Annotated in this window: 11 protein-coding genes; 9 read left to right on the top strand and 2 right to left on the bottom strand. The window is 72.1% G+C overall.

All coding sequences use genetic code 11. The annotated features are described in order from the left end of the window. Positions 1-292 precede the first annotated feature (292 nt). Together ABZ725_RS34895 and ABZ725_RS34890 are read left to right on the top strand one after the other, a co-directional pair. Positions 293-1,120 (top strand): phosphatase PAP2 family protein, encoded by an 828-nt coding sequence (locus ABZ725_RS34895; protein WP_358806461.1) that lies wholly within the window; start codon positions 293-295, stop codon positions 1,118-1,120. Then, positions 1,117-2,562, top strand: a complete 1,446-nt coding sequence (locus ABZ725_RS34890; RefSeq protein WP_358806460.1) for an aldehyde dehydrogenase family protein — start codon at positions 1,117-1,119, stop codon at positions 2,560-2,562. Before ABZ725_RS34895 ends, ABZ725_RS34890 begins: the two co-directional genes overlap by 4 nt. A gap of 100 nt (positions 2,563-2,662) precedes the next feature. Here ABZ725_RS34890 and ABZ725_RS34885 read toward each other — a convergent pair whose 3' ends face one another. Next, a complete protein-coding gene (locus ABZ725_RS34885) occupies positions 2,663-5,515 on the bottom strand; it encodes a glycoside hydrolase family 3 C-terminal domain-containing protein (protein ID WP_358806459.1) in 2,853 nt (950 codons plus the stop codon). Positions 5,516-5,872: 357 nt separating this feature from the next. Between ABZ725_RS34885 and ABZ725_RS34880 the strand changes: the two genes are divergently transcribed. The 7 genes from ABZ725_RS34880 to ABZ725_RS34850 all read left to right on the top strand — a co-directional run bounded on the left by ABZ725_RS34880 (position 5,873) and on the right by ABZ725_RS34850 (position 16,855). Continuing rightward, a complete protein-coding gene (locus tag ABZ725_RS34880) occupies positions 5,873-7,552 on the top strand; it encodes an extracellular solute-binding protein (protein WP_358806458.1) in 1,680 nt (559 codons plus the stop codon). Beyond that, entirely contained in the window at positions 7,552-8,622 is a 1,071-nt protein-coding gene (locus ABZ725_RS34875) for an ABC transporter permease subunit (protein ID WP_358806457.1), read from the top strand. The genes ABZ725_RS34880 and ABZ725_RS34875 overlap by 1 nt, the downstream gene beginning before the upstream one ends. Beyond that, positions 8,619-9,545 (top strand): carbohydrate ABC transporter permease, encoded by a 927-nt coding sequence (locus ABZ725_RS34870; protein ID WP_358806456.1) that lies wholly within the window; start codon positions 8,619-8,621, stop codon positions 9,543-9,545. The genes ABZ725_RS34875 and ABZ725_RS34870 overlap by 4 nt, the downstream gene beginning before the upstream one ends. 164 nt (positions 9,546-9,709) lie before the next feature. Continuing rightward, the gene (locus tag ABZ725_RS34865) at positions 9,710-11,881 is read left to right on the top strand and encodes a 1,4-beta-glucanase (RefSeq protein ID WP_358806455.1); all 2,172 of its coding nucleotides are present in this window, start codon (positions 9,710-9,712) and stop codon (positions 11,879-11,881) included. Next, positions 11,881-13,863 carry a beta-galactosidase gene (locus ABZ725_RS34860; protein WP_358806454.1) on the top strand — a complete coding sequence of 661 codons (1,983 nt, stop codon included), beginning with the start codon at positions 11,881-11,883 and terminating at the stop codon, positions 13,861-13,863. Before ABZ725_RS34865 ends, ABZ725_RS34860 begins: the two co-directional genes overlap by 1 nt. After that, complete coding sequence (locus tag ABZ725_RS34855; RefSeq protein WP_358806453.1) at positions 13,860-16,103, top strand: glycoside hydrolase N-terminal domain-containing protein; 2,244 nt, start codon at positions 13,860-13,862, stop codon at positions 16,101-16,103. The genes ABZ725_RS34860 and ABZ725_RS34855 overlap by 4 nt, the downstream gene beginning before the upstream one ends. Positions 16,104-16,141: 38 nt before the next feature. After that, on the top strand, positions 16,142-16,855 hold the full coding sequence (locus ABZ725_RS34850) for a hypothetical protein (protein ID WP_358806452.1): 714 nt from the start codon (positions 16,142-16,144) through the stop codon (positions 16,853-16,855). A 27-nt stretch (positions 16,856-16,882) separates the two neighbouring features. Here ABZ725_RS34850 and ABZ725_RS34845 read toward each other — a convergent pair whose 3' ends face one another. Further along, the gene (locus tag ABZ725_RS34845) at positions 16,883-18,106 is read right to left on the bottom strand and encodes a sulfotransferase (protein WP_358806451.1); all 1,224 of its coding nucleotides are present in this window, start codon (positions 18,104-18,106) and stop codon (positions 16,883-16,885) included. Between the last annotated feature and the right edge of the window lie 57 nt (positions 18,107-18,163).

Below are 18,163 nucleotides of genomic sequence, written 5' to 3'. Positions count from 1 at the left end.
CTGTGGACGGAACCCAGGCCGGGGCCTCCCCAGCTTCGACCTGGTCGTGCCCTCGCGCACACAACCGGAGCTTCCGGCTTCGGATCTCCACACCGATCGGACGGCCGCCCGCCCCAAACCCCCCGGGGCGGCCGGCATTCCGGTCCGGACGGCCATCCCGGAACCACCCCCCCTGTTCCGGGATGGCCGACCTCCTTCTCTCCTCCTTCTCAGGTACGGACCACACAGCGGACCCCGGATGCGATCCGGGGTCTTTTTTCGGTCGACGGTCGCTCCTGACAAGCTGGAGCCCATGTCGCCCCGCCCCCGCCCCGGCCCGCGCGCACTTCTGCTCGGCCTGCTCGGACTGCCCGCCCTGCTCTTCGCGCTGATCACCTGGCAGGTGGCCGCCGACGGGCCTCTCCTGGGCGTGGACGAGCGCGTCAGCCGCGCCCTCGTCCACCCGGACCGGGCCTCCGAGCTGCTGGCCGACCTGGGGAACGTGCCGGTCGCGGTGCCCGTCCTGGTGCTGGTCGCGGCGTACGTGGCGGGGCGGCGGAGGGCGGTCGGCGAGGCGCGGTGGTGGGCGCCGTCCGTCGCCGCGCTCGCGCTGCTCGTGCTGGTGCCGCTGATCGTCGTCCCCCTCAAGGAGTGGACCGACCGGCCCGGCACACCCGCCGTGCCGCCGGCCACCGGCTACTACCCCTCCGGGCACACGGCGACGGCGGCCGTCGCCTACGGCTCCGCGGTGCTGATCCTGCTGCCCTGGCTGCGCACGGCGCTCGCCCGGCGGCTGGCCGTCGCCGTGAGCGCGCTCCTGGTACTGGCCGTCTCGTTCGGGCTGGTCCGGCGGGGCTACCACTGGCCGCTGGACGTCGTGGCCAGCTGGTGCCTGTGCACGGTGCTGCTGGGCGCGCTGTGGCTCTTCCTGGAGCGGGAGCGGGAGCGGGAGCGGGAGCCGGAGCGCGAACGGGGACGGGAACGGCAGCGGGAGCGCGGCCGCCGACCCCGCCAATCCGGCGCACCCTCGCCGTCCACCCGTACGACTCGGACAAGCGCTCCTACGGCTCCCCGCCCCTACCGTGGAGCACGCAAGCCACAGGACACCCCCAACGCGGAAGGGCCGGGAACGCCACTATGACTTCCACCCATGCCTTCTGGCTGGCCGGCCGCCAGGCCACCGGCGAGGACACCTTCGACGTCACCTCCCCGTGGGACGGTCGGCTCGTCGGGAAGGTCAGCGTGCCGACGGACGCGCAGGTCGAGGAGGCCGTCGCCGCCGCCCACGCCGTGCGGGACGAGTTCGCCGCCACCCCGGCCCATGTGCGCGCCGCCGCCCTGGACCACGTCAGCAGGCGTCTCGTCGAGCGCACCGAGGAGATCGCGCAGCTGATCTCCGCCGAGAACGGCAAGCCGATCAAGTGGGCGCGGGGCGAGGTCGGGCGCGCGGTCTCGGTGTTCCGGTTCGCGGCCGAGGAGGCCCGGCGGTTCAACGGCGGCGAGGCCCAGCGGCTCGACACCGACCTCGGCGGCCAGGGACGGCTCGCGCTCACCCGCCGCTTCCCGAAGGGCGTCGTGCTCGGCATCGCGCCGTTCAACTTCCCGCTGAACCTGTGCGCCCACAAGATCGCCCCGGCGATCGCGGCCGGTGCGCCGATCATCCTGAAGCCCGCCCCGGCGACCCCGCTCTCCGGCCTGATCATCGGCGACCTGCTCGCCGAGACCGAGCTGCCCGCCGGCGCCTGGAGCATCCTGCCGGTCTCCAACGACCGGATGCCCGCCCTCGTCCAGGACGAGCGGCTGCCGGTCATCTCCTTCACCGGCTCCGAGAAGGTCGGCTACGCGATCATGGACTCGGTGCCGCGCAAGCACTGCACCCTGGAGCTGGGCGGCAACGGCGCGGCCGTGGTCCTCGGGGACTACGCCTCCGACGCCGACCTCGACTGGGCCGCCGGCCGTATCGCGACCTTCTCCAACTACCAGGGCGGCCAGTCCTGCATCTCCGTGCAGCGGGTCATCGCGGACGCCGCCGTGTACGACCGGCTGCTGCCGCGCATCGTCGCCGCCGTGGAGGCCCAGGTGGCCCGCGACCCCGCCGACGACGCCACGGACGTCGGCCCGCTGGTCAGCGAGGACGCGGCCAAGCGCGTCGAGACCTGGGTGGACGAGGCCGTCGCGGCGGGCGCCTCCCTGCTCGCGGGCGGCAAGCGGGACGGCGCCTCGTACGCGCCGACCGTCCTCGCCGACGTGCCCGCGGACACCACGATCGCCTGCGAGGAGGTCTTCGGACCGGTCCTCACCGTGCGCAGGGTGGACGGCGAGGCGGAGGCCTTCGCCGCCGTCAACGACTCCAAGTACGGCCTCCAGGCGGGCGTGTTCACCCATGACCTCCAGGTCGCCTTCCGCGCCCACCGCGCGCTGGAGGTCGGCGGTGTCGTCGTCGGCGACGTGCCGTCCTACCGCGCCGACCAGATGCCGTACGGCGGCGTCAAGCAGTCCGGCGTCGGCCGCGAGGGCGTCAAGTTCGCGATGGACGACTACACGTACGAGCGGGTCCTGGTCCTGACGGGCCTCGCGCTCTAGCTAATGGGAACCATTTTCAGATAAGCTCCGCGAAGAAGGGGCCCGGCACCGATGCCTTCCGGTGCCGGGCCCCTTCTCTGTGTCGGCCCTCGCCGGCCCCTCAACCGGTGAAGCCGACGTGCGCGAGCCGTAGCGGGCCGCGCAGCCTGAGGCGCAGATCGTGGACGCCCTCGGCACGGAAGGGTCCTTCGACGGTGACGTAGTCGTACGGGCCCGGGGTCGGCGTGTCGACCGTCAGCACGGCCAGGGCCGGGCCGCCGTCCAGGGCGAGCTCCACCGAGCCCTCGCCGGCCACGCTCACGCTCACCCCCGTCGCCGCGCCGAAGTCGCAGGCGCGGTAGACCAGTTCGCCCGTCCCGCCCGCGACCGGGGTCACCGCGTCGCCCGACGTCTTCGTACGGTCGACGATCTCGGCGCCGCTCTGCTCGTCGAAGTCGACGGCCGCCAGGCCGCGCCCGCGGACCGGGCGAGGGGCGGACGGCTCGCCCTCCAGCGTCACCGTCGTGCGGAGGCGGATGTCCGCGCTGGACGAGCCGACCAGCAGGTCGTAGGGGCCGGACTCCAGCCGCCACCGGCCCTGCGCCACGTCCCAGAACGCGAACGCGGCCAGCGGGACCTCGAAGGCCAGCTCCGCCTTCGCGCCCGGGGCGAGCCGCACCCGGCGGTGGTCGAGCAGCTCACGGCGCGGTCGGGTGACCGAGGGGTCCACGGCGCGCGTGTAGAGCTGGACGACCTCGTCGGCGGCCCGGTCGCCGGTGTTGGCGACCGTGCAGACGACGTGCGCCGAGCCGTCCTCGACGCGCACCGCCAGGTCGGCGTAGGAGAACGACGCGTACGACAGGCCGTGCCCGAACGGGAACAGGGGAGCGCCCTCGAAGTACAGATACGTCTGGCGGGCGCCGATCACGTCGTAGTCGAGGAGATCGGGCAGATCGGCGTCGTCGGCGTACCAGGTCTGCGGGAGCCGGCCCGCGGGGGAGACGTCGCCGGCCAGGACGCGCGCCAGGGCGGTGCCCGCGGCCTGGCCGCCGTGCGCCGTCCACAGCACCGCCGACAGCGGGCCCGGCTCGATCGCGTACGGGTACGCCGACACCAGGGCCAGCACCGTCCTCGCGTTCGCCGCCCGGGCGGCCGCCAGCAGCCGCTCCTGGTGGGGCGGCAGCCGCAGCGTCGTGCGGTCCTCCGTCTCACGGCCGTTGATGTGCGGATCGTTGCCCGCCACCACCACGACCACATCGGCCTCGGCCGTGACGCGGGTCACTGCGTCCTCGCCGGATTCGACGACGATGAGCTCGAAGACCTCGGGACTCCCCCCGCTCTGCTCGTCCGCCCCGGCAACCCTGACGCCGTCGGCGGCGACACAGACATGGCGACCCGTTCCCATGTGCAGCAGGAGGTGACCGTTTCCATGGGGTTCGAGCCGGAACGTCTCCTGCACGACCCAGCCGCCGGGCTGGTCGGCGGCGGCGCGCAGAAAGCCGTCCTCGGCGACGGAGAGGTAGCGGCCGTCGGGCGCGCGGAGCGTCAGCACGTCCTCGCCCCAGTCGACGAGCGCGAACTCCGTGCCGACGGCGTCCGTGGTCAGCGGCGGGAGGTCGGTGCGGCCGGCGAGCAGCGCCGGGTCGAGGGCGCCCCGCGCGCCGCGCACCTCGTCGGTGGCCTCGGGGGCGGTGGGGACCTTCAGGAAGACGTCCGCCGAGGTCCGCAGGCGGACCCGGTCCACGCCCTCCGCGAACTCCACGCGCTCCGCGCCGAACCGCTCGTACAGCCCCTCCAGGGGAGTGGAGCGGTGGATCAGCGTGCCGCTGTACCAGTCGAGCTTGCACTCGTCGGCGAGCAGGCCGACCACCGCGATCCGGGTGTCGGCGGCCAGCGGCAGCACCCCGTCGTTGCGCAGCAGGACGATCGCCTGCTCGGCGGCCTCCCCGGCGAGCGTGCGATGGGCCGGGGTGTCGAACTCGCCGGTGCCCGCGTGCGGGTCGTAGTGCGGGTCGAACTCGCCCAGCCGGAAGCGGACCGAGAGCTGGCGGCGGACCGCCGCGTCGACGTCTGCCTCCGTCAGCAGGCCCTGCTCCAGGGCGCCGGTGACCCGGGCGACGATCTTCGAGCCGTCGGTCCCGTGGTCGGTGAAGCTGTCCACCCCGGCGATCAGCGCCGCCGCCGTCGCCTCCTCGTGGGTGTCGAAGTAGTGCTCGGAGTCGACCAGGTTGGAGGGCGCGCTGGCGTCCGAGCAGACCAGGAGCTCCTCGTCGGTCCAGGTGCGCAGCTGCTCGCGCAGATACGGCGAGACATGGTTCGGCCGGCCGTTGACCAGGTTGTAGGCGGGCATCACGCCCGCCACCGCGCCCGCCTCGACGCATCCGCGGAAGGCGCGCAGATCGTACTCGTGCAGCACGCGCGGGCGGACCGAGGACGAGGTGACGTCCCGGCCCGTCTCGTTGTTGTGGGCCAGCCAGTGCTTGAGGACCGGGGCCGTGCGCCAGTACGTCGGATGATCGCCGCGCAGCCCGTGCGTGTAGGCGGTGGCGATGGCGGAGGTCAGCCCGGGGTCCTCGGAGTAGCCCTCCTCGTTGCGGCCCCACAGGGGGTGGCGCAGCAGATTGACCGTGGGGGACCAGACGTTGAGGCCGACGCGCTCGTCGCGGGCGCGCATCGCCCGGACCTCCTTGGACACCGCCTCGCCGACCCGGCGCACCAGGTCCGTGTTCCAGCTCGCCGCCAACCCCACGGCCTGCGGGAACACCGTGGCCGGGCCCATCCACGCGACGCCGTGCAGCGCCTCCTGGCCGGTGCGGAACGCGGCGATGCCGAGCCGCTCGACGGCGGGGGCGAACTGGTGCAGGAAGGAGACCTTCTCCTCCAGGGTCAGCCGGGACAGCAGATCGTCGATGCGCTTCGCGAACGGCAGCTGCGGATCGCGGAAAGGCGGCGTGGGCGGCGTGTGTGCGGTCACGTGGGGATCCCTTTGCGGTGGAGCGGGGAGGGCTCTTTCGAAGCGCTTCGATGCTCATTCGACGGTGGGGTGGGTGTCAAGAGACCTCGCCACTATTTCAAGTGGCGCATAAGAACAGGTCACTCGCCGATACCTCGGAGGAATTTGGATGCGACCCTTGTGCGCCCCTGTCCCTTCACTTAACCTCGCAGCAACATCGAAGCGCTTCGACGAAGAGTTGGCCCCCGTGCCCCCCGTCAAGGGTCGCCAACGGTCGCCAATGGTCGGAGGACCGCTTCAGCTCAGCCAGATCCACTGAAGACACCGCAGCCGACGGCCACCGCCGGGTGTCCTGGTGCGCCATGAAGGGTTGACGCAATGACGCCGAACGCCGCTTCCGCCTCCTCCGGGCCCAGCCGGAGAAGCTTCCTCGCCTCCACGGCGGTCGCCACCGCAGCGGTGGCGGGAGGGATGCCGCTGCTGTCCGCCTGCGGCGGCACGGACAGCGGCTCGCGCGACGGCACCACCTCGGGCAAGGACGCGAACAAGCTGCTGCCGACGTACGTCGCCAGCACGGTCGCCCAGCCGGACCTGCCCTCGAAGAACGGTTCGTCGGCCGGCTACACCGGCAAGGTCGACCTCACGACCCTGACCGCCTCGGTCCCGAAGAAGCTCGGCACCGGCGCCTCCTTCAAGATCATGTCCCCGTTCTGGGGCTCCCCGCCGAAGGCCGGCTGCGCCTACTACACGGCGCTCGACGCCGCCGCGGGCACCAAGATCACCTGGCAGAACCAGGACGGCAACACCTACGGCCAGAAGCTGGGCGCCGTCCTCGCCTCCAGCTCCATACCCGACATGGTGGTCGTGCCCGGCTGGGAACTGGTCGGCAAGATCGCGAACGCGGTCACCGCGAAGTTCATGGACCTCGGCCCCTACCTGGCGGGCGACAAGGTCAAGAAGTACCCGAACCTGGCCGCGATCCCCTCCGACGCCTGGCGCATGGGCATCTTCGGCGGCGCGCTGCGCGGCATCCCGATGCCGGCCGCCACCGCGTCCTTCATCGTGCCCTACTACCGCAAGGACGTCTTCGACAAGAAGGGCTACTCCGTCCCCAAGTCGCCCGACGAGTTCCTCAGCTGGGCCAAGGAGGCCACCAGCGCCAAGGCCAAGGTGTGGGCCTGCGGGGACATGAACTGGACCGCGTGGAACATCTTCGGTGTCCGCGGCTCCGGTCCGATCGGCTGGAACATCGGCTCCGACGGCAAGCTGACGTACCGCGTCGAGCAGCCCGAGTACCTCGAAGCCCTGGAGTGGACCCGCAAGCTGTTCGACGCGGGTGTGGTCCACCCCGACGACAAGGCGCGCTCGGGCGACGCGGGCCAGCGGTTCACCGCCGGGCAGATCCTGGTCTTCAACAACGACATGTCCACCTGGTACGGCAAGACCGCCGAACAGGCCGCGGCCAACCCGGACTTCGTGATCGAGGGCATGGACATCTTCGGCGCGGACGGCGGCGACCCGTCGCTGTGGGCGGCCCAGCCCGCCGGCATCTGGTCGATGATCCGCAAGGGCGCCTCGAAGACGACGATCGAGAACGCGCTGGCCGCCGCCGACTTCGCGGCCGCGCCCTACGGCACCAAGGAGCGGATGCTCGTCGACTACGGCGTCGAGGGCACCCACTACACGGTCAAGGACGGCGTCCCGGTCAAGACCGACCTGGGCAACTCCGAGGTCATCAACGCCTGGGTGATGCTGTCCGCGCCGGCCGCCTACTACGCCCACCCCGACTTCCCCGAGATCGCCCGCAAGCAGGTCGAGTGGCAGCAGCGGATGGGCGCCTTCATGAAGAAGACGTCCACCTACGGCATGAACATCGTCGAGCCGACCCGCTACGCCAACCTCTCCAGCCAGTTCGAGCAGCTGGAGATCGACTACGTGCGCGGCAACCGGAAGCTGTCCGACGTACAGGCCGCCATCTCCACCTGGAAGTCCTCCGGCGGCGACAAGCTGCGCGACTGGTACAAGCAGCTCATCGACCAGAACGGCAGCGGCAACTGATGTCCCTCACGGCCGGGAGCAGGCCCGACGGAAACCGTCCCCCCGCGGCCGTCGAGGAACCGGCGGCCGCGGTCGCCGCAGCAACGGCGAAGGAGCGGTCGCCGCGCAAGGCGGGCAGGCTGGGCAAGGCGGGCAAGGCGGCCCGGGTCCCCTGGCGGATCCGGCTGCGCCGCGACCGCACGCTCATCCTGATGACACTGCCCGTCATCGTGCTGCTCCTGCTCTTCAACTACGTCCCGCTGCTCGGCAACGTCGTCGCCTTCCAGGACTACGACCCGTACGTCTCCAGCAACGGCGTCACGGCGATCTTCCACAGCCCCTGGGTCGGGGTGGAGCAGTTCTCCCGGATGGTCGACGACCCGCTGTTCTGGGACGCCACGAAGAACACCATCCTGCTGTTCGCGCTCCAACTGGTGCTGTTCTTCCCGATCCCCATCGCCCTCGCGCTGCTCATCAACAGTGTGATCCGGCCCCGGGTCCGGGCCGTGGCGCAGGCGATCATGTATCTGCCGCACTTCTTCTCGTGGGTCCTCGTGGTCACCGTGTTCCAGCAGATCTTCGGCGGCGCGGGCATCATCGCCCAGACCCTCGAGGACCACGGGTGGAGCGGCTTCGACCTGATGACCGACGCGAACCTCTTCAAGTACCTGGTCACCGCCCAGGCCGTGTGGAAGGACGCCGGCTGGGGGATCATCGTCTTCCTCGCCGCGCTGGCCGCCGTCAGCACCGATCTCTACGAGGCCGCCGCCATGGACGGCGCCGGGCGCTGGCGGCGCATGTGGCATGTGACGCTGCCCGCGCTGCGTCCGGTGATCGCGTTGCTGCTGGTCCTGCGCGTCGGTGACGCGCTGAGCGTCGGATTCGAGCAGTTCCTGCTCCAACGGGACGCGGTCGGAGTCGGGGCCAGCGAGGTCCTGGACACATACGTGTGGAACATGGGTATCCAGAACGGCGACTTCAGCTACGCGGCCGCGGTCGGCCTCGTCAAGGGAGCCATCGGAGTGTGCCTCGTCCTGGCCGCGAACAAGTTCGCGCATCTGCTGGGCGAGCAGGGGGTGTACCAGAAGTGAGTCTCAACACGCAGCTCGTCCGCAGCCTCCAGGCTCCCGCCCGCCCCGCATGGGAGGAACCGCCCGGCAGGGCCGGACTCACCTTGAAGGGCGGCTTCCTCGCGCTGTGCTGCCTGGGGGTGCTCGCTCCGCTGTGGATCGTGATCGTCACCAGCCTCTCCCCGAAGCCGGTGATCGACCGGGTCGGCGGCCTGGTCGTGATCCCCCAGGGCATCACCTTCGTCAACTACACCGAACTGCTCAGCGGCGGCCAGGTCAGCCGGGCGATCATGGTCTCGGTCGGCGTCACGCTCGCCGGCACGCTGTTCTCGATGACGGTGTCGGTGCTCGCGGCCTACGGGCTGTCGCGGCGCGGGAGCCTGGGACACCGGTTCTTCCTGGTGACCATGCTGGCGACGATGTTCTTCGGCGCCGGGCTCATCCCGACGTACCTGCTGGTGCAGTCGCTGGGCCTCACCGACACCTATCTGTCCCTGATCCTGCCCAGCGCGGTCAGCGTCTTCAACATCCTCGTCCTGCGGGCCTTCTTCATGGGGATCTCCCCCGAACTCACCGAGTCCGCCCGCATCGACGGGGCCGGCGACCTGCGCATCCTGCTGACCATCATCATGCCGTTGTCGCGGGCCGTGCTGGCCGTCATCTCGCTGTTCTACGCGGTCGGGTACTGGAGCGCCTGGTTCAACGCCTCCATCTATCTCACCGACCAGCAGATGATGCCGCTGCAGAACGTGCTCATCCAGCTGGTTCAGAAGAACACCGAGGCGCCGACCGGTCTTCAGCAGGCCGTGCGCACCGGTGAACTCTCCGCGCTGGGCCTGCAGATGGCCGTCATGGTCCTGGCGCTGATCCCGGTCGCGGTCGCATCGCCGTTCGTCCAGCGCCACTTCAAGCAGGGCATGCTGACGGGCGCGGTCAAGGGGTAGTCGGGCGCCGACCGTCCCGGGGGCGGGTGCCGCGCGGCGACCGCGGGCCCGTCGTGGCCGGTCGCGCGGTTCCCCGCGCCCCCAGGGGGTCGCAGTCACCCGGCGCCCCAACCCTCCCCGCACACCGCAACCCACGTCCGCCCTCCCCCCATCCGAGGTTCCCCATGCACGTCACCCGCCGTACCGTCCTCGCCGGCGCCGCAGCCGCCGCCGCGCTTACCGCGCTCCCCGCCGGGCAGACGGCTGCGGCTGCCGCCCCCGCCTACCGCTGGCGCAACGCCGTGGTCGGCGGCACCGGATTCGTGACCGGCGTCCTCTTCCACCCCGCCGTCCGCGGTCTCGCCTACGCCCGCACGGACATCGGCGGCGCCTACCGGTGGGACGACAGAGCCGCCCGCTGGACCCCGCTCACCGATCACCTCGGCTGGGACGACTGGAACCTCCTCGGGGTCGAGGCCCTCGCCGTGGACCCGGCGCACCCCGACCGCGTCTACCTCGCCCTCGGCGCCTACGCCCAGTCCTGGGCCGGCAACGGGGCCGTCCTGCGCTCCGAGGACCGCGGCGCGACCTGGACCCGCGCCGACCTCACCGTGAAGCTCGGCGCGAACGAGGACGGCCGGGGCATGGGGGAGCGGCTGCTGGTCGATCCGCGGGACAGCGACACCCTGTGGCTGGGCACGCGGCACGACGGGCTGCTGAAGTCGACGGACCGGGGCGCCACCTGGGCCGCCGCGAGCGGCTTCCCCGGTGCCCCGAGCGCCTCCGGGCAGGGCGTCTGCCTGCTCGTCGCCGTCGGCCGCACCCTCTACGCCGGCTGGGCCGACTCCGACGGGACGACGCCCAACCTGTACCGCACCGCCGACGGCGTCACCTGGGAGGCCGTCCCGGGCGCCCCCGCCGGCGCCGCCGCGAAGGTTCCCGTCCGCGCCGCCTACGACTGCCACACCCGTGAGCTGTACGTGACGTACGCCGACGCCCCCGGCCCCAACGGCCAGTCCGACGGCAGTGTGCACAAGCTGGCCGTCGCCAAGGGCACATGGACGGAGGTGACTCCCGTCGAGCCCGGCGGGACCGACGCCTTCGGCTACGGCGGCGTCGCCGTCGACGCCCGCCGTCCCGGCGCCGTCGTCGTCTCCACCAACAACCGCTGGGCGGCCGTCGACACCCTGTACCGCACGACCGACGGGGGCCGCACCTGGACGTCCCTCAAGGACTCCGCCGTCTTCGACGTCTCCGAGACGCCCTACCTCGAGTGGGGCGCCGACGCGCCCAAGTTCGGCTGGTGGATCCAGGCGGTCGGCATCGACCCGTACGACTCGAAGCACATCGTCTACGGCACCGGCGCCACCCTCTACGGCACCCGGGACCTGAAGCACTGGGCGCCGCAGATCCGGGGCCTGGAGGAGGCGTCCGTCGTCCAGCTGGTGTCGCCGCCGGTCGGGGAGGCGCACCTGCTCAGCGGGTCGCGGGACATCGGCGTGCTCTACCACGAGCGGCTCACGGCCTCGCCCTCGCGCGGCATGGCCACGAACCCCGTCTTCGGGTCCGCCACCGGCCTCGCACAGGCCGCGGCCAAGCCCTCCTACGTCGTGCGCACCGGCTGGGGCGACCACGGCAACGGCGCCCACTCCGCGGACGGCGGCCGGACCTGGGCGCCCTTCGAGGCCCAGCCCGCCCTGGCCAAGGACGCCCCCGGGCCGATCGCCACGAACGCCGACGGCAGCGCGCTGCTGTGGTCCTTCGTGCACTGGGACGGCACCCGGTACCCCGCCCACCGCTCGGCGGACAACGGCGCGACCTGGACCGAGATCGCCTCCTTCCCCAAGGGCGCCACACCGGTCGCCGACCCGGTCGACCCGGCCGTCTTCTACGCCTACGACATGGACACCGGAACCGTGCTCGCCAGCACCGACAGCGGCCTCACCTTCACCGCGCGCGCGACCGGACTGCCGTCCGGGGACAGCCAGTTCAAGCTGGTCGCGGCCCCCGGGCGGACCGGCGACCTGTGGCTGAGCACCAAGTGGAACGGCCTCCACCGGTCCACCGACGGCGGCGCTACCTTCGCCCAGGTCGACAGCTGCTGGGCCTCCTACACCCTCGGCTTCGGCAAGGCGGCCGCCGGCGCGGACTACCCCGCGATCTACCAGGTCGGCTCCACGGAGGCGAGCACCGCCGTGTACCGCTCCGACGACGGCGCGAAGAGCTGGGTGCGGATCAACGACGACGCCCACCAGTGGGGCTGGACCGGCGAGATCATCGTCGGCGACCCGCGCGTGTACGGCCGGGTCTACCTCGCCACCAACGGGCGCGGCATCCAGTACGGGGAGCCCGTCTGATGCCCGCACACAAGCGGCCCACCCTCGGCGACGCCACCCGCGGCCGCATCCTCTTCGGCGGCGACTACAACCCCGAGCAGTGGCCCGAGGAGACCTGGCACGAGGACGTCGCTCTGATGGCGGCCGCCGGCGTCAACTCCGTCACCCTCGGCGTCTTCTCCTGGGCGAAACTCGAACCGGAGCCGGGCGCACGGGAGTTCGGCTGGCTCGACACGCTGATGGACCTGATGCACACGGCCGGCGTCGGCGTCGTCCTGGCCACCCCCACCGCCTCCCCGCCGCCGTGGATGGGCCATCTGCACCCCGACACCCTGCCCGTCGACCAGGACGGCCGCACCGAATGGTGGGGCGGCCGCCAGCACTTCTCCCACTCCAGCGCCACCTATCGCCGCTGTGCCGCCGCCATCACCGAGGACCTCGCCGCCCGCTACGGCGACCACCCGGCGCTCACCATGTGGCACATCAACAACGAGTACTGCACCTACGACTGGAGCGAGCAGGCCGCCGCCCGCTTCCGCGACTGGCTGCGGGCGAGGTACGGCGACCTCGACGCCCTCAACGAGGCCTGGGGCACCGCCTTCTGGAGCCAGGGCTACGGCGACTGGGCCGAGATCCACACGCCCCGCCACGCCCACTACCTGAAGAACCCCGGCCAGGTGCTGGACTTCAAGCGGTTCACCTCCGACATGCTGCTGGAGTGCTGCACCGCCGAGCGGGACATCGTCCGCCGGGCCACCCCGCACCTCCCCGTCACCACCAACTTCATGCCGCTGTGGGTCGGCCTGGACGCCTGGCGCTGGGCCGAGGAGGAGGACGTCGTCTCGGTCGACCTCTATCCCGACCCGCGTGACCCGCTCGGCGCGCAGCACGGCGCCCTCGTCCAGGACCTGACCCGTTCGCAGGCCCGCGGCCCGTGGATGCTGATGGAACAGGCCGCCGGGCCGGTCAACTGGCGGGGCGTCAACCACCCCAAGCCGCGCGGCCTCAACCGGCTCTGGTCGCTCCAGGCCGTGGCCCGGGGCGCGGACGCCGTCTGCTACTTCCAGTGGCGGCAGTCCCGGCAGGGCGCGGAGAAGTTCCACTCCGGAATGGTCAGCCACGCGGGGGAGGAGGGCCGCACCTACCAGGAGATCAAGCAGCTCGGCGCCGACCTGGCCAGGATCTCGGCCGAGGTGACCGGCAGCCACAGCGGCAGCGAGATCGCGATCCTGCACGACTGGCACGCCTGGTGGGCGGGCGACCAGGAAGGCCGCCTCTCCCACGAGGTCGACCACCCCACCGTCCTGAGCGCCTGGCACCGCGCGCTGTGGGAGGCCGACCTCGCCACCGACTTCGCCCACCCCGAACACGACCTCACCGGCTACAAGCTGGTCGTCGTCCCCCAGCTGTACGCCATGACGGACGCGGCGATCGACAACCTCCTCGCCCATGTCCACGGCGGCGGCACTGTCGTGGCCGGCTTTCTGACCGGCGTCGCCGACGCGGACGACCGGGTCCGCCCCGGCGGCATGGACGCCCGGCTGCGCGAGCTGTTCGGCATCCGCACCCTGCACGAGTGGTGGCCGCTGGACGCGCAGGAGCGGGTCGAGACCGACGGCTTCCGCGGGACCCTGTGGTCGGAGGAGCTGGAAGCAGCCGGACCGGACGCGGTGGAAGCCGTCTACCAGGGCGGTGAGCTCGACGGACTGCCGGCCGTGCTGCGCAACGACCGCGCCTGGTACGTCTCCACGCTCCCCGAACCCGACGCCCTGCGCACGCTGCTCGCCCGCATCGCCGCCGACGCGGGCGTCCGACCCGTCGCCGAAGGCCTCCCGCCGGGCGTCGAGGCCGTACGCCGGGGCGAGCTGCTGTTCCTGCTCCACCACGGCCGCGACCCGGTGACCGTCCGGCTCCCGGGCGCCCACCACGACCTGCTGACCGGCACGACCTTCACGGACGAGGTCACCCTCGGCCGCTACGGCGTGGTGGTCTTGCGCTCATGACCGACATCCCCCGCAACCTCGTCACCGGCGACCCCGCCGCGGCCGGCCCCGTGCACGGAACCTGGGAGTACCGGCCCGCCGACCGCTGGGAGGACGGCTTCCTCAGCGGCAACGGCCGGCACGGCGCCCTCGTGTTCGGCGACCCGTACGACGACCGGGTCGTCGTCACCCACCACACCCTGGTCCGCCCCAACGGCGCCGAACACGCCCGCCCGCCCGAGCTCGCCGCCGAACTCACGGCCCTCCAGGACAAGTTGCTGGCCGGCGAGACGGCCGCCGCCGAAGGCTTCACCGACCACCGCCCCCTGCAGTGGGTCCAGCCCTTCCACCCGGCCTTCCAGCTGCGGCTGTGCCGAGCGCCCTCGACCGAGCCGCGCCGCTACCTCCGCTACCTGCGCACCGTCGACTTCACCACCGGCGAGACCACCGCCGCCTGCGTCGGCGGCACGAGCCGGGTCTTCGTCTCCCGCGCCGACGACGTCATCGTCCAGCAGGTCACCGGCCTCGACCTGGACGTCTGGCTGGACCACCGGCTCCCGGGCGCACCCGAGGACCTCGCCGTCGGACAGGGCACGGTCCTCACCCCGGACGGCGCGCTGCTCACCCTGCGCGCCCGCTACCCGGACAGCGACCGCGCCTACACGGGCGTGACCCTCGTTGTCGCCACCGGCGGCCGCACCGAACTCGCCCACCCCGGCGTGCGGGTCACCGGCGCCGAGTCCGTCCTGCTGCTCACCCGCGTGCACCGGCACACCGGCGAGTTGGACGTCGCCCGGGAACAGCGCGCCCTGAGCGCCCTGCCGCAGCGCTACGACGACCTGCTCGACCGCCACCTCGCCCTCCACCGCACCGCCTACGACCGCGTCCTCCTCGACCTGCGCGCCGACCCGGCCGAACGCGCCCTCCCCGGCTCCGAGCTGCTGGAACGCCCCCGCAGCACGGCTCTCCTGGAGCGTCTCTTCGCCGCCGGCCGCTATCACCTGCTGTCCTCCTCCGGCCTCAACCCGCCCCGGCTGCCCGGGCTGTGGACCGGCGACTGGAACACCGCCTGGGCCGGAGCGTTCACCAACGACGCCAACGTCAACCTCCAGACCGCCTCCGCCACCGCCGCCGCCCTCCCCGAAGTCGCCGACGCCCTCGCCGAGTTGATCCACCGCCAGTTCGACGACTGGCGCGAGAACGCCCGCGCCGTCTTCGGCGCCCGGGGCGCGGTCGCGCCCGCGCACAGCGACGGAGAGTCGGGGCTGACGTACCACTTCAGCCGCGAGTACCCGCTGCATCTGTGGACCGCCGGCGCCGACTGGCTGCTCAAGCCGCTCGTCGACCACGACGAGGCCCGTGGCGAACGCGACCCGCGCACTGCCGCCGCCCTGGCCGAGGTCGCCCGGTTCTACGAGGACTTCCTCACCCGGACCGACGCCGACGGCCGACTCGTCGTCGTCCCCTCCTACTCGCCCGAGAACCGTCCTGCCAACGGGAGTTGGGGTGCCATCGACGCGGCGATGGACCTCTCCGCCGCCCGGCACGCGCTGCTCACCGCCGCCGCGTACCACCCCGACCGGGCGCCCGGATGGCTGGCCCTCGCCGACCGCCTCCCATCCCACCGGGTCAACGCCGACGGCGCGCTCGCCGAGTGGGCCCGGCCCGGCCTCGACGACACCTACGACCACCGCCACCTCAGCCATCTCTACGGCGTCTGGCCGCTCGAGGAGATCAACCCCTACGACACCCCGGACCTCGCGGCCGCCGCCCACCGCGCCCTGGAGCTGCGCGGCGCCGAGAACGACTCCGCGCACGGCCATCTCCACCACGCCCTGATCGCGGCCCGGCTGCGCGACGGCCGCCGGGTCGCCGACGCCCTCGGCAGCGTCCTGGACGGCGACTTCTTCCACGCCTCCCTGATGAGCGCCCACTACCCCCGCCGCGACGTCTACAACGCCGACGCCGCCCACACCCTCCCCGCCGTGCTCGTCGAGGCGCTCGTCCAGTCGACCCCCGACCGGCTGGTCCTGCTGCCCGCGCTCACCCCCGCCCTGCCCTCGGGCGAACTCCGCGGCGTCCGCACCCGGTTCGGCGCGGAGCTCGACCTCGCGTGGACTCCCGCCGGCGCACGGGCGGTCGTCCGGCCGCACCGCACCCACCGCATCGAACTCCGGACTTCCACCGGCGACGGGGAGTTCCTCGACCTGGTCGCCGGAGAAGACCACGTCCTCACCTGGGGACGCGGTAACCCCCCATGAAAGACACCGCACCTCCCCCCACCCATGGAAGGGACACCATGGCAACACGCACCCGCAACAGGCTCGTCAAGGCCCTCCTCGCCCCCGCGATCGCCCTCGGCATCACCGTCGGAGCGGCCTCCGCACCCGCCTCGGCCGCCGTCTGGAGCTCCTGCGACCAGTGGGGCAACACCAGCCTGAACGGCTACACGCTCTACAACAACATCTGGGGCTCCGGCGCCGGCAGCCAGTGCTTCTGGGCGAACTCCGGCACCAACTGGGGCGTCTGGGCCAACCACCCCAACACCGGCGGCATCAAGTCCTATCCGAACTCCAAGAAGGTGGTCAACAAGACGATCACCTCGCTCGGTTCGCTCTCCAGCAGCTACAACGTCACGGTCCCGTCGTCCGGCGCCTACAACACGTCGTACGACATCTGGGACACCGACTACGACTACGAGATCATGCTCTGGGTCAACTACAACGGCGCCGTCGGCCCCCTCGGCACCTCGCAGGGAACCGTGACCCTCGGCGGCCACACCTGGACCGTCTACAAGGGGAACAACGGCGCGAACGAGGTGTTCTCGTTCCTGCGCACGTCCGACTCGTCCTCCGGCACCGTCAACGTCCTCCCGATCCTCAAGTGGATCAAGGACACGAAGGGCTGGTTCGGCAACGAGACCATCGGTGACGTGCAGTTCGGCTTCGAGATCACCTCGTCCCCCGGCGGGCTGGACTTCGTGACCAACAACCTGACCGTCAGCAGCAGCTGACGCAGGGCGCGCCGAGGCCGGCCGGCCCTACGCCCGGTCGACCTCGGCCCGCAGCGCGTTGTACCCGGCGAACGCCGAGTCGACGTCGGCACGGGTCAGGCCGTACCGGGACAGGTCGTAGCTGTGCGGCCGGGTGCCCTTGGGCCGGGCCGCGACCTTGGGGAGCCGTGCCGCGTCGGCCTCGGTCCACCGGGCGCCGACGGCGTCGTAGAGCTTCGGGGCGCCGCTCGCCGGATCGGAGCCCAGCCAGGAGTACGGGACGTCGACGAGCGCCCCGCGCGGGATCGAGGCCCGGGCCGCGATCCCGCGCCGCACGGAGTCGCTCAGCAGCTCCAGCCAGGTCGCGCCGAGGCCGTGCAGATCGAGCGGGCGCAGCGTGATGGCCATCCCGTGCTCGATCAGACTGCAGAAGGACGCCACGACGGCCGCCGGATCGCGGTGCGTCCACACGAGCGTGGCGTCGGGGAAGACGGCGAGCAGCGCGTCGAGGTTTCCGGTGTGCAGCGGCGACTTCAGCACCCAGCGACGGCGGGGCCGGCCGTACTGGAGCACCTGGTAGATCTGCTTGAGGTACGCGTAGTCGGGGACGAAGTCCCGCGCGTCGAGCGCCGCCCGGTAGGCGGGGATACGGGCCTGCGACAGCGGCATGATCGTGTGCGGGAGGGCGAAGGTGCACTCCTCGGGGCCCTCCGCGACCAGCGGATGGATGTCGCGGTAGCGCGGGGCGAAGAGGTTGATGCCGCCGACCATCATGCGGGCGGCCCTGACCGCCTTCTCGCGCTGCTCGGGCGAGCCGTCCAGATCCGGTGTCAGTAACTCCCACAACAGCGGACATCGGTGCTGCTCCGAGAGGGACAGCACCCCGTGGGTGAGCGTGGTGGCGGTGCGCGGCAGGCCGACGACGAACACCGGCCGCTCGATGGGCTCCTGCGCGATCCCGGGGTGCTCGGCGATCAGCCGCCGGACCCGGGCCCGGTTGGCGAGATGCCTGCGGACATGGCCCTGCGCCGACCACCAGCCGACCGGGGTGAGGTTCTCGTCCCGGGCCCAGTGGTCGAGCAGCAGCCGGAAGTCGTCGGAGAAGCCCGCGTCCACCGGACCGGCGTCGGCGGCCAGGCGGTCGAAGGCGCGGTCCGGTGTGCGGCGGGAGGAGAATCCCGCTCTGAGGAGGAGATTGGCCAGGGTGAGGGGGAGCGGGAGGGGGAGAGGGACAGGGACGGAGCCGTGGGAAACGGAGGAAACGGCGGACAAGGCGAGCACCCTTTCGTGGAGCGGTGGAGGTAGCGGATCCCAGCCCTCTACCCCACC

Source organism: Streptomyces sp. NPDC006872 (assembly GCF_040635845.1).
GTDB lineage: Bacteria > Actinomycetota > Actinomycetes > Streptomycetales > Streptomycetaceae > Streptomyces.
The sequence above is the reverse complement of the archived record's forward strand: the minus strand, read 5'-3'. Positions and strand labels throughout refer to the sequence as shown.

What these genes read in the sequence shown, in the direction of transcription:
- ABZ725_RS34860 (WP_358806454.1), top strand. Translation starts at nt 11,881, where the DNA reads ATGCCCGCACACAAGCGGCCCACCCTCGGCGACGCCACCCGCGGCCGC.
- ABZ725_RS34880 (WP_358806458.1), top strand. Translation starts at nt 5,873, where the DNA reads ATGACGCCGAACGCCGCTTCCGCCTCCTCCGGGCCCAGCCGGAGAAGC.
- ABZ725_RS34850 (WP_358806452.1), top strand. Translation starts at nt 16,142, where the DNA reads ATGGCAACACGCACCCGCAACAGGCTCGTCAAGGCCCTCCTCGCCCCC.
- ABZ725_RS34875 (WP_358806457.1), top strand. Translation starts at nt 7,552, where the DNA reads ATGTCCCTCACGGCCGGGAGCAGGCCCGACGGAAACCGTCCCCCCGCG.
- ABZ725_RS34865 (WP_358806455.1), top strand. Translation starts at nt 9,710, where the DNA reads ATGCACGTCACCCGCCGTACCGTCCTCGCCGGCGCCGCAGCCGCCGCC.
- ABZ725_RS34890 (WP_358806460.1), top strand. Translation starts at nt 1,117, where the DNA reads ATGACTTCCACCCATGCCTTCTGGCTGGCCGGCCGCCAGGCCACCGGC.
- ABZ725_RS34855 (WP_358806453.1), top strand. Translation starts at nt 13,860, where the DNA reads ATGACCGACATCCCCCGCAACCTCGTCACCGGCGACCCCGCCGCGGCC.
- ABZ725_RS34895 (WP_358806461.1), top strand. Translation starts at nt 293, where the DNA reads ATGTCGCCCCGCCCCCGCCCCGGCCCGCGCGCACTTCTGCTCGGCCTG.